Annotated in this window: 8 protein-coding genes; 2 read left to right on the forward strand and 6 right to left on the reverse strand. The window is 48.6% G+C overall.

Features of this window, described 5'->3' with window-relative positions:
- Positions 1-27: 27 nt before the first annotated feature.
- A complete protein-coding gene (locus EXU85_RS10765) occupies positions 28-354 on the reverse strand; it encodes a PadR family transcriptional regulator (protein WP_142772089.1) in 327 nt (108 codons plus the stop codon).
- A 219-nt stretch (positions 355-573) separates the two neighbouring features.
- Complete coding sequence (locus tag EXU85_RS10770; protein WP_142772090.1) at positions 574-963, reverse strand: helix-turn-helix domain-containing protein; 390 nt, start codon at positions 961-963, stop codon at positions 574-576.
- A 155-nt stretch (positions 964-1,118) separates the two neighbouring features.
- Between EXU85_RS10770 and EXU85_RS10775 the strand changes: the two genes are divergently transcribed.
- Positions 1,119-1,481 (forward strand): DoxX family protein, encoded by a 363-nt coding sequence (locus EXU85_RS10775; RefSeq protein ID WP_142772091.1) that lies wholly within the window; start codon positions 1,119-1,121, stop codon positions 1,479-1,481.
- Between the two features lie 97 nt (positions 1,482-1,578).
- Positions 1,579-2,043, forward strand: a complete 465-nt coding sequence (locus tag EXU85_RS10780; protein ID WP_142772092.1) for a hypothetical protein — start codon at positions 1,579-1,581, stop codon at positions 2,041-2,043.
- Between the two features lie 62 nt (positions 2,044-2,105).
- Here EXU85_RS10780 and EXU85_RS10785 read toward each other — a convergent pair whose 3' ends face one another.
- The 4 genes from EXU85_RS10785 to EXU85_RS10800 all read right to left on the reverse strand — a co-directional run bounded on the left by EXU85_RS10785 (position 2,106) and on the right by EXU85_RS10800 (position 13,013).
- The gene (locus tag EXU85_RS10785) at positions 2,106-4,718 is read right to left on the reverse strand and encodes a permease prefix domain 2-containing transporter (protein ID WP_142772093.1); all 2,613 of its coding nucleotides are present in this window, start codon (positions 4,716-4,718) and stop codon (positions 2,106-2,108) included.
- A gap of 121 nt (positions 4,719-4,839) precedes the next feature.
- On the reverse strand, positions 4,840-7,542 hold the full coding sequence (locus tag EXU85_RS10790) for an ABC transporter permease (protein WP_246859505.1): 2,703 nt from the start codon (positions 7,540-7,542) through the stop codon (positions 4,840-4,842).
- A 62-nt stretch (positions 7,543-7,604) separates the two neighbouring features.
- Positions 7,605-10,280 (reverse strand): ABC transporter permease, encoded by a 2,676-nt coding sequence (locus tag EXU85_RS10795; RefSeq protein WP_142772094.1) that lies wholly within the window; start codon positions 10,278-10,280, stop codon positions 7,605-7,607.
- 90 nt (positions 10,281-10,370) lie between these two features.
- Positions 10,371-13,013, reverse strand: coding sequence for a permease prefix domain 2-containing transporter (locus EXU85_RS10800; protein ID WP_246859506.1), 2,643 nt, complete (start codon positions 13,011-13,013; stop codon positions 10,371-10,373).
- Positions 13,014-13,047: the final 34 nt, after the last annotated feature.

Below are 13,047 nucleotides of genomic sequence, written 5' to 3' on the forward strand. Positions count from 1 at the left end.
TTGGACATTATCCATTATTCATTCTTATCAGGACCAGACAGTGTTTGGAATCGAATCCCACATTTGATTACGCACGTGCCGAATCTCCTGCAACGCCCGTCGCCCGGCGGCAGTAACCGAATAAAGTCGCTTTCGTCGTCCGCCACGTTCAGCAGTCATCCCCCCGAGTTCTGAAGTGACCAGCCCTTTTTCGGCGAGCCGGTTTAGCGCCGAATGAACTGCGCCCAGATTTACTGAGCGATTCATTTGCTGTTCAATCTCCGTGACAACGGCAGCTCCATAGGCATCTCCCGACCGAATAGCCACCGCCAGCAACACGACCTCTTCAAATTCGCCTAAGTACGTTCCCTTCATCAGAATCTATTAGTTGTGTATATGTATAACAAATGCTCGGCCAAATTAAAAAAAGTGCCACCCCGTTCAGGAATGGCACTTTTTTTAATTTGGCTTAGGTTTGGCTTGTCCAAAAACGGACAGATTCTGTACGCATCTGGACAGGAATTAAACATTTTTAGACAGGATTACGGGATGAACTTGTTATATACCTGGATAATATCTCAAGCAGGTATGCATCTATTTTTTGCCGAGAATCCGCTCCCGATGCTGAACTCCCCATGTTCGTAAGGCCTCAATAACGGTATCCAGCGTATGGCTATATTCGGTTAATTCATACTCAACCGTAACGGGCATAGTGGGGTATACATGCCGTATCGCAAACTCATTCATCTCGAGTTCCTTCAGTTCTTTGCTCAGCACTTTGGCTGTAATGCCGGTTACCAAGCGCTGTAATTCCCGGAATCGTTTCGGGCCATCACGCAGCGCAATGATGATTGGTAGTTTCCATTTTCCATTTAACACGTAAAGGGCATCCTGTACGGCCTGCAAACTTTGCGTACAGGCCGCATTTGAATGGGCTGGCTGTAAACCTGTAACCGGAATGGCTTCTTCAATGGCTGTGCTCATAGATTAAAGGTACTAGTCAGAACGTAATTGACCATACGGTATCCCAAAGGATAGCGCTATCCTTTGGGATACTGCTTACAAATGGATAGCGGGTTTAGGTAGGTTTGTGACATCAATACGTAGCCAATCAAGGCTATCGTAAAAACACTCTACCTATGAATCCCAAAATCATGCGTATACTAACCAGTATTATGACCGTTCTGGCCGCTGGAATGGCCATTCTTAGTGGTATTATGAAGTTAACCCAATCGAAAGAGATAGTTGACACGCTTACTAAAGTAGGTGTAGGGTCAAGTGCCATTCCATTAGGTCTGATGGAAATTGGCTTTGCGGCTCTTTTTCTCTACCCCAAAACTATGAAGCTGGGTTTCATTTTGTTGTCCTGCTACTTTGCGGGCGCTATTGCTACTGAACTATCGCACGGTACTCCGTTTAATGCGGTCATGCCCCTTGTGCTGATCTGGATTGCGGCTTTCTTACGGGATAAGTCGATTTTCCTGCCAACTGCAGCCGTGTAACTGTATGGACGTAATAGAGACAAGGCATGCCTTGTCTCTACATCTACCGTTATTCAATAAATGGTATATTCAACCATCATTAGTGGATGGATATACCATGAAAACCGTGGACAAACGAATCAGGGTTGGGTTGTTGCTGTTCTGGGCGCTTTACTTTTCAATTGTACTTGTTAGTAACAGCGCCGATGCCCTAAATGCCTTATTGCTACTTCCGTCTGGCTGGTATTTCGTTTCGGGTAATTACGGGCTGATTCAGAAAGTAGTAGCTATGTACGAGCCTCCGGTCTGGCTAGCTGGTTTTATGTTTGCGGGTGTCATTCTCTGGGAGGCACTTGGGGCGATTCTTTTCTGGAAAGCGTTTCGGGTAACGCTTCGGCAGAATCCAAAACAGAGCGTTACGGTACAGGCTGCGTTCGGTATCACAATTGGCTTATGGGCTGCCTTTATCCTGGCCGATGAAGTCTTTCTGACGTACCTACTTGGTGGAATCACATCAACGCATTATAACCTTCTCATTGCCGAACTCGCTACGTTTATCCTGTTCCGACAGTTGGATGAATAGGGTGGAGCCGGGAGCGCGGAGCAGGGCTAGGCGTTTCCCAGCTCCGCGCTCCCGGCTCCACCCTATTCACTCCGTAAACTCTTCACTGGGTTCGTTAATGCCGCCTTCACACTCTGAAAGCTCACCGTCAGTAGGGCAATACCGATAGTCAGACCACCAGCCAGGGCAAACACCCACCAGCTAATGTCGACCTTGTAGGCGAAATCCTGCAACCAGTTGTTCATAGCCCACCAGGCCAGGGGCGATGCCACAAGAATGGATATCATCACCAGTTTCAGGAAGTCTTTAGATAGTAGCGTAACGATGCTGGTTACCGATGCGCCTAGTACTTTGCGTACGCCAATTTCCTTGGTTCGTGCTTCGACCGAAAAAGTCATCAGGCCCAGCAAGCCTAAGCAAGCCACCAGTAAGGTAAGGGCCGTAAACCCGTTGAATAACCGGGCTAACCGTTCTTCTTTGGCGTATAGATTATTATATGCTTCATCCAGAAAGTAGTAGTCGAAAGGGGCGGCTGGGTGGCTGCGCTCATAGATAGCTTTGAGTTGGGCGAGCGCTTCTGGAACATTGGTTTGTGGCCGTAACCGAATCAGCAAATAGCCGCCATTGGCCATAACGGAGCGACTTGTGTCACTCACGACGCTCAGCATCATCGGCGAAACTGGACCATGCAGGCTTCGGACGTGAAAATCGACCACAACGCCATTCGTGCCATCATTGGCAGAGGTGTTTTTAAACGGAGCCGGTTGCTGAATAGGGTTACCTTTAATACCTGCTTCTTTCATAACGGTTTGATTATAAACCGTTAGCTCTTTTGTAACGGAGCCCGTTCCCCAGCCAACGGGTGGGTATTGCCAGCGAACACCCATCATGTCGAAAAAAGGTTTGTCAACAGTCAATGCGTTGACCATGAGCTGTTTTTTCCCTTTGGCCGTTTCCATAAAATAGGTCATGATATTATTCGAAAACAGCTTCGTATTTGTGGTCGCTACATTGTTGACACCAGCCCACTGTCGAACCTCATCGCGAATGGCCGTGAATTGGGGAGTCAGTTCACTGTCGATGTACATGCCTACAACCTGTTCCCGATTGATGCCAAGGCTCTTGGTCCGTAGAAACCGCATTTGGGTATACAGTACCAGACTACAAATCAGTAAACCAATACTGGCGGTGAACTGAATGGCTGTGAACACCTGCCGCAATCCAGCTCCGCCAAACCGAACGTTTGTTGTTCCTTTGAGCACCAGCGCGGGACGAAACCCCGATAGGAGCAGTGCCGGATACGCACCCGCCAGTAATGAACAAGCCAGCCATAACGTCAGCATGAGGCCCCAATACGGCCCTTGCCCCAGGACCCGGTTGTCCATATGCAGGTTGAGCGCTTGATTGGCCCAGGGAAACAGAACCTGAAGTATCGCCAGCGATAACCCAAAGGCCAAGGTCGTAGTTAGAAATGATTCGATAAAAAACTGGCCAATCAGTTCGCGCCGTTGCCCACCAATGGCTTTCCGAATTCCTACTTCTTTGGCCCGTTTGGTAGCGCGGGCCGTAGTTAGGCTCACGTAATTAATAACCGCCAGCGCCAGAATAACCAGGGCTATGGTTAATAGAATATATAAGGATTGACGGGTATCTTTCGGCTCGCTGCGACTATCCAGGTGCAATGAAGGCAATACTTCGAGGAGATACTTGGCGGAAAGGTCAGCGAACTGTAGATCTGATTTTACCTGTTGAAGCTTTTTCTCGACGGCGGTTGGACTAGCTCCCTTCCGTAAGACCACATACGTACTCAGAAAGCCACCTGCTTTCCAGACTTGTTGCTGCTTTGCCCCCAGTGTGGGCATGGAACTTAACGAAACCAGGCCGTTAAACCCAATTACTGAATTTGTCGGTAAGTTATCCAGTACGGCCGACACGGTAAGCGGGAAGTGTTTGTCGAAAATCAGCGTTTTCCCAATCGGATTTTTATCGCCGAAATATTTCTCGGCCAGTTGACGGGTCAACACGATACGGCCTGGTTCACTCAATGCCGTTTTTGGATCACCCTGAAGCAGCTTTAAGCCAATTACCGGTAGAATAGATGCGTCGGCATAGCCTATATTGAGTTCTTTAAACCGATGATTTGCGTCGGATTGCAACACCACATCGCCCAGCCCATCCGACCAGCGGACAACTTGTTCAACTTCTGGAATCTGTCGTTTTATCTGACGACCAAATGATTCATGCAGGCCGGGAAATGTGAGTTCCTCCCCGCCGTATTTGGCTACCGATATAATCCGGTAGGTACGGTCAGCAAACGGTTCGAAACGGTCGTAATGAAATTCGTGCCAGACGTAGAGGGCTATGAACGTACTAACGGCCAGGCCCACCGTGAGCCCGACGATGTTCAGGACACTGAACAATTGGTTTTTCCATAACTGGCGAAAGGCGATGGCGAAATAGTTTCGGATCATAGCAGAACTTAGTAAAGGAGATGAATACGTTGATTTAGGTCTAGCGGCAAAGCGAGGCTTCATAAATCCTACCACATCCCGCCAGTATCGCCAGCGGGCATGCCATTCGCCAACGCGTTCGACCTGCCAGGCAAACTCTTCGTGTAAATCCCCCTGCACTTCTTCCAGCCGGTGGGGAGCGCAGAAGAAGCGGAGAAGTTGGTCAGCTAAACGGGGAGGTTGCATAATGAAGAATGGACAATGAATAATGTAGAATAATGAATAATGAATAATGAATAATGAGGTGCAGAAGCTATCTATCGTTACAAATGGCGTTATCCATTACACATTGTACATTATTCATTTACTATTCCGACCGCAGGGAGCGCACTGGGTTCATCAATGCCGCTTTGATGCTCTGGAAGCTCACAGTCAGTAAGGCAATCCCAACCGACAGTATACCGGCCAAAGCAAAAACCCACCAACTGATGTCAACTTTATAGGCGAAATTCTGAAGCCATGTATGGATGGCCCACCACGCGATGGGCGATGCAATGACAATGGCAATCAGAACGGGTTTCAGGAAGTCTTTCGAGAGCAGCGTGACAATGCCTGGAATAGACGCGCCCAACACTTTGCGGACGCCAATTTCCTTTTGGCGTTGCTCGGCTGCAAATGCACTTAAACCGAAAAGACCCAGGCACGCAATCAGAATGGCTATGGCGGCAAATGCCATAAATAGTTGCTCCGTACGTTGTTCGGCGCGGTACATCGCGTCGAAATCTTCACTTAAAAAGGAATAGGTAAACGGTCGTTCCGGCGCAAGCTGCTTCCAGGTTTTTTCAATCGTAGCGAGCGCCGACGAGACATCGGCCGTATTGAGCCGGAAGGAAACGTCGGCCAAATAGGGTTCGATATGGCCTCCCAACGGGATTGCATCCAACACCAACCCCACCGGTTCGATGGCGGTCCGCAGGGATTCGTAATGGAAATCCTTCACCACCCCAATAATGGTTAGTGTTTCACCACCTGTCTTGTGAATGATCTTACCAATTGGGCTCTGATAACCAAAACGTTTAGCCGCGCTTTCATTGATAATTACCGCCTGCTTGTCGGCAACTCGCCCGGCGGTAAAATTCCGTCCCTGAAGGAGTTGCATACCCAGCGTAGCGATGTAATCTGGATCTACCTGCCATTCCTGCATGCCTACCGACTGCTTTTGGTCCGTTTCGTTTTCCGGATACCACATGTCGTTCCCACGGTTGGAGGTGACGGGCAGAAAACCACTCACGGTTCCCGTTTTGATCGCAGGGCTTCGTAATACTTCCTGCTTGAAGGTGGTCACTTCCTGCTGCGTCGATTGAGCGGTATTGACGACAACGACTTGCTCTTTATTGAATCCCAGTTTTTTCGTCTGGATATACTGCATTTGCTGATTGATGAGTAGCGTACCAATAATGAGTAATACGGAGAGCGAAAATTGGAAACCCACTAAGTAGTTGCGTAGGTTTAGGCGTTCAGGCATTACCCATAATTTACCTTTCAAAGCTGTAATGGGTTTAAACGAAGAAAGGTGTAAAGCAGGGTACAGACCAGCCAGAATTCCGACAACTCCCGATCCTGCTAATAGGTATAGAATGGACGAGACCTTGGTCACTTGCTTGAAAGATAGGCTTTTAGCTGCCAGTGTATTGACGATAGGCAACAGGAAATAGGCCATACTTATGCCAACCAGTAAGGCAAAAAAAGTGGTTAATAAGGACTCCGACAGAAATTGGAAAACGAGTTCTGTTCGGGATGAACCGGCCACTTTGCGAACACCCACTTCCCGCGCTCGTTTGGCTGACCGGGCCGTTGTCAGGTTGATGAAATTAAAGACCGCAATCAGTAGGATAAATAGGGCAATCGCTAAGAAAAGATAAATGTACTCGATGTTGTTATTGGGCGAAAGCTCTCCATCGCGGTCAGAATACAAATGAATTTTGGTCAGTGGGAATAGCGAGTACTTGAAGTCATTCCCTGCTTTTCGGCTCTCAGCCAGCGAGGTGTTGAAATAACGTCGGAGCGCTGGGTCAACGTAGATTTGAAGGATGTGCTCAAATTTGGCTTCTACCGACTTCGGGTCAGTGCCGGGCCGGAGTAACACATAGGTCGTAAACATGTGGTTGCCCCACTTATTGACTTTAGCGTCGTTTAGTTCGTGCAAGGGCAGGAGAAAATCAGCCTGAAAATGCGACTGTGCTGGAATATCTTCAATGACCCCCGTTACCTTTCTGACATCGTTGTCATCGAAAACCAGCACCCGATTCAGGGCATCGGTGGTGCCGAAGTACTTTTTAGCCGTACTTTCCGTAATAACCACTGACTGCGGTTCGGTTAATGCTTTCTTAGGGTTGCCTGCCAGCATGGGCAGTGTAAACACGTTGAAAACAGTTGAGTCAGCATACAGCACACCTTTCTCCCGGATGATGATGTGATTACTTTTTACCACATGGCTTGTTATCATATGGCTACCGTATTTGCCTAATCGGGTAGCCTCTTCTACTTCGGGAAAGTCCTTTTTCAGGGTTTGACCCATTGGCGTAGGCGATGAGGCCGCTTTGATGGCTTGGAGCGAGAAACTAATGTCGCTGTTGATCCGGTAAATCCGGTCGGCCCGTTCGTTGTAGCGGTCGTAACTCAATTCGTCTGCTACATAAAGAATACTCAGCAGGCTCACCGCCAGACCAAGTGCCAGGCCGAAAATTGTCAGGGCTGAGTAGCCTTTACTTTGGGCCAGATTTCGAAACGCGATTTTAAAATAGTTGCTTAGCATAGCCGTAATCGATGGGTTTTGATAAGGGCCAGAATGGCGTGAAAAACCAGTTGCCACTGTTGGTTTACGATTGATAATAAGGAGTTTGATAAAACCAATCACGTCCCGCCAGTAGCGCCAGCGGGCCCGCCGTTCGCCAACGCGTTCGACCTGCCAGGCAAACTCTTCGTGTAAATCCCCCTGCACTTCTTCCAGCCGGTGGGGAGCGCAGAAGAAGCGGAGAAGTTGGTCAGCTAAGCGGGGTGGTTGTTTCATAGCAGGGGGCAGGGAGCGCGGAGCAGGGTGCTTGGGAAATTCGTGCTCCTTGCTCCACGCAATTATTCAGATCGTAAACTCTTCACGGGGTTCATCAATGCCGCTTTGATACTTTGGTAACTGACGGTTAGTAACGTAATAAGCAAAGCGCCAGCGGCCGAACCTGCGAAAATCCACCACGATATTTCGGTTCGGTAGTCGTAATCCTTCAGCCATGCGCCCAGATAATAGTAAGCAATTGGCGATGCGATCAGACAGGAGATGATGACTAGTACTAGAAAGTCTTTGGAGAGCATACTCCACAGATTCAACACGGAAGCACCCAGCACTTTACGAACCCCAATCTCTTTGGTGCGTTGCTCGGCCGTGAACGAAGCTAAGCCAAACAACCCCAGGCAGGAAATGAAAATGGCCAGTATCGCAAAGCCACCTGCCAGCTTGCCGATCCGCTCTTCCGATGCAAACTTTTTACCGAACTCCTGGTCGGCAAATTTGTAATCGAACGGAGCCGAGGGAATGTGTTTTTTGAAAACAGATTCGATAGTGGCTATGGATTGGCTAACGCTTCGACCTGGATTCAGCTTGAGCATGATCCAGTTGACGTTATTGTAATCCAGGAAGTAAATCGCCTGTTTCACCGGCTCGTAGGGCGATTCGGCCAATACGTCTTTGACCACTCCGATGATGGTAAAATATTTTGTTCTGGGATCTTTTTCATCTCCCCATCTGACAACCGTGCCAATGGGATGCTTGAGCCCCATAAACTTGACAGCCGTTTCGTTGATGATTATGGCCGACGAGTCGGTTGTGAACGTTCTCGAAAAATCGCGGCCCTCGTTAAATTGCCAACCCACTGTTTTGCCGAAGTCGTGCGTTACCCAAATGGATGAAAAATCGGTGTCGAGCGACGGGTCCTTGCCTTCCCAGCTAAAGCCACTCGTGTTTGACCAAACGCTCGTCATTGGGCTGGATGATTCGGCTATTTCCTGAATAACACCCGCATTTTGTAGGTCGGTTTTCAGGACGTCGTATTTGCCGTAAAACGCTGGCGATAGCATTGGAATCATCACTACGCCGTTGCTATTGTAGCCGAGCGGTCGATTTTTGGTGTGCTGGATCTGTCGATAAACGATAATCGTACCAATGATCAGCGTAATGGAAACCGTGAACTGAACCACAACCAGCACTTTGCGTGGAACAGCCGCCAAACTGCCCATTTTGAACCGTAGCGACGGACCGTGTCCCTTTAAGACTTTAATCGGCTGGAAGGATGATAGATAGAACGCAGGATAACTACCTGCCAATAGTCCAGTAATTAGGATGAATCCCAGGCTCACTACCCAGAATGAAACCTTCGTCCAGGGGAAAACGAGTTGCTTGGCGGACACCTCGTTAAACCAGGGTAGTAAAGCCAGAATAATCAGTATGGCTCCAGCAAATGCAAAGAAAACCACCAGAAACGACTCGCTAAAAAACTGCTTCACAAGCTGGCTGCGTACTGATCCCATGGACTTTCGAATACCCACTTCTTTAGCTCGCTTTTCGGACCGGGCCGTGCTTAGATTCATAAAGTTGATGCAGGCCAGTAACAAGACAAAAAGACCAACGATCGCAAACAGCCGGACATACTGGATGTAGCCACCTGTCTGAACGCCCTCTTCCCAACCCGAGTACAACCGCCAGTCGCTCATCGGGTGCAAAAAAATCTCCGATTTGTATTTCTTCTCGTCGGCGGGTACGTTGTCCAGCTTAGCGTTTATGATCCGATCACTCACCGTTTTTATATCCGCGTTATCGGCAAGCTGGACAAACAGTTGAAACGAGTTTTCGCCCCAAATCCGCTTGTCAAGTGCCTGCTTTACCCAGGGCTGCGTTGCTACGTATAACTCCCAGGGAGCAATGAAGGTGAGATCGTGAAATTCCGTGTTGAAGGGTAAGTCTTCATAAACGCCCGTTACCTTCACATCGGCCTTCCCCTCGATATTGATGAGTTTACCAATCGGGTCAACATTGCCAAAAAGCGCCTGTGCCGTTGAGGCCGATAGCAAAATAGAATTGAGTTCTTTTAACCCATTACGACTGCCTTTCAGCATATGCAACGACAGAATCTCGGGCATTTCAACATCCATGTAGTTCCCTGGGCGAGCCATCTTTTTTTCACCATACGACAGTATCCGGTCGCCTTTATAGGCCGCCATTGCCAGGTGTTTAAAATTGGTACCGTACTTGGTTCGCAACTCGGCATCCAGCAGAGCAGGAATGGATTCCTGTGAACTAATGTGTCCATTGACCGTTTGGTGCTGCATAACCTGGGCAATACGATCGTAATGCGAGTGGTACGTGTTATAGGAGAGTTCGTCGTAGATCCAGAGGCCAATCAGCATCGCTACGGCCATGCCAGCCGACAGCCCACCAATATTGATGGCCGAGTAGCCTTTGTTCTTGACCAGGTTTCGAAAAGCAACTTTTAAATAATTACGTAACATGTCTGTGTTGGTTGGTTTTGGATATTGATTCAGCTCCCGCTTTACTTCAAATGACCCTCCAGCCGAACGTCGGCCCGGCCGGGGCTTTATAAACCCCAATACGTCCCGCCAATAGCGCCAGCGGGCCCGTCGTTCGCCAACGCGCTCGACCTGCCAGGCAAACTCTTCGTGTAAATCCCCCTGCACTTCTTCCAGCCGATGAGGAGCGCAGAAGAAGCGGAGAAGTTGGTCAGCTAAGCGGGGTGGGGTCATAATGGGTAATGAATAATGGATAATTAAGGGGGGTAATCATGATCGTTCTGGGCATTATTCGTTATACATTGTTCATTATTCATTACGCACTTATTCCGACCGAAGGGAACGTACTGGATTCATTAACGCGGCTCTGATGCTTTGGAAACTGATGGTTAGAACTGCAACAGCGATCGTCAATAGGCCGGTTAGCGCGAACATCCACCACTCAATGGGAATCGAATACGCAAAGTCCTGCAACCATCGACTCGTAGCCCACCAGGCCAGTGGAAAGGCAAGAATAGTGGCAATGAGTACCAAACGAAGGAAATCGCTGGACAGTAAGACGATGATTCCGGCCACCGTTGCCCCCAGCACTTTTCGAATGCCGACTTCTTTCGTGCGTACCTGGGCAGCATAGGCTGATAAACCAAATAAACCCAGGCAGGAAATGAACATTGCGAAGATGGCAAACACGTTCAGCACATTGCCTACCCGTTTTTCTGAATCATAGAGACGAGCCATTTTTTCATCCAGGAATGTGTAGATGAACAGGCTGCCGGGCGACAAACGAGCTAGGGTAGCTTGAGCGAACTGTAAGGTTTCGTCCAGTTTGTGTCCCTTGATTTTTAGTAAAAAGTAATTGGCTTGCCCAGGATGCTGAACAATAACCAGCGGATCTACTGTGGTGTGTAGGGAGGCAAAATGGAAATCGTTGACAATGCCTACAATCTCTCCTGTATCTCCTAAGGATACAGCTTTTTTACCGATGGGCGAATCCAGTTTGAGCGCTTTGGCGGCCGCTTCGTTCAGAATAATAGGAAAGTGAGCGGTATTTGCATTCCTGACGAAATTTCGACCCGCTTTCAGCCCGATCTGTAACACGGAGAGTGTGTTTTCATCAGCCCACATGAAGCGCAGTTGACTCGCATCTTCGGATTTTCCTAGTGGAGTAAGCATATCTGTGCCGAATCGATCACCCGGTAGGGTTGAGATTCGCGCTACGTTTGTGATGGCTGAATTTTTCTGAAACTCTTGCTGGATCGTGTTGGCTTTGTCCCACATGTCACGCCCGTACAATTTCACGGCCACTACCTGATCCTGATCGAAGCCCAGATCTTTCGTCTGGAAAAACTTCATTTGCCGGTACACGACAATCGTGCTGAAGATCATGAATACCGAAACACTGAACTGGAACACAATCAGGCCTTTTCGAACCAGTGTGACGGAGGAAAACTGGCTTTTCTTTCCTTTCAGGGCGTTAACGGGATCGAAATTAGAAATGAATAAGGCTGGGTAAAAACCGGCAATCAGGCTGATTAGGCCAATCAGTAGTACCAGTAGCAGCGCGTTCGATGCCGTGAACAATTGACCAAAGCGAAGCGATTTCGCGGCCAGTTCATTATAAAAAGGAATGGCCAGCCGGAATAAAAGAAAGGCGACTAAAGCGGCTACCAGCGTCAGAATGAATGATTCGCCCAGGAACTGCTTGATTAGCTGATCTTTGCGGGCGCCTAATGCCTTTCGAACACCCACTTCTTTCATTCGGTTAAATGCCTGAGCCGTGGCCATATTGATGAAATTCACCGATGCCAATAGTAGGATAAACAGGGCCGCTATGGAAAAAACGTAGACGTACGTAATGTCACTGTTCGGCCCCATTTCTTTTTCCAACTTCGAGTGCAGGTGAATGTCTGTAATGGGTTGGATAGGCGTTCTTCGGGTTGTCAGAATTTCTTTCCTGGTTTCGCCTGTAACCTCATAGAATTTTACCATGAAGTCTGGCATTCGTGCTTCTACATCCGCACGTGAGGCACTGTTATTCAGTACGACGTAATTATAAAAGCCCGCCCAATCTCTTCGTACCAGACCACTTTTGTCGGTAGAGTTATAATAGGTGGACATAGAAATCAGGTAATCGAACTGCAAATGCGTTGGGAACGAATAGGGTTTTATGACGCCCGTAACGGTTAGTAGGCGTTTGTCAAGATCATCCTGAATTTGTTTGCCCAAGGGATTTTCATTGCCGAAGTATTTGGTTGCCATCGCTTCACTGAGTACAATGGCGTCGATCTGTTTGAGGGCTGTTCGTGGGTCACCTGTCACAAACGAAAGGTCGAATACATCCACCACGGTCGAATCGGCATAATATCCGCTTTTCTCCTCGAACTGCTTTGGCGTTCCGCCTGATGGTACATAGCTGAACACCCGATCGGGGTAAGGTCGATGAAAGCGGGCAACGCTCTGAATGCCAGGGATTGCCTTTTGCATTTCTACTCCCAAAATGGGCGATGTAGCGGCCCATTGCCGACTTTTCTTGTCAATATTTTCCGAGGTGATTCTGAAAATCCGGTCTGCTTTTGAAAACCCTTTATCATAGCTTAGCTCTTCCCGTACATGAAGAATCATCAACAGGCTACAAGCCAGTCCTAAGGCCAGTCCGGTTATCGTAAGCGTACTGTTTAGTTTGTAGCGAAGTACATTTCGCCAGGCGATAGTGAGATAGTTGCTCAGCATAGCAGTTGTTGTTGGGTTTGGATACTCTCCGAAGCGTCCGATCGTTGACTTTCTATTAATTGCAAATGGCTTGATAAACCCCAGTACATCCCACCAGTAACGCCATCGTGCCCGGCGTTCGCCAATTCGCCCGACTTGCCAGATGAACTCCTCATGCAAGTCCCCCTGCACTTCCTCCAGCCGGTGGGGGGCGCAGAAGAAGCGGAGCAGGCGGTCAGCTAAACGGGGCGGGGTCATAATGGGTAATGAATAATGGATAATGAGTAATTAA

This window comes from Spirosoma sp. KCTC 42546 (assembly GCF_006965485.1).
GTDB lineage: Bacteria > Bacteroidota > Bacteroidia > Cytophagales > Spirosomataceae > Spirosoma.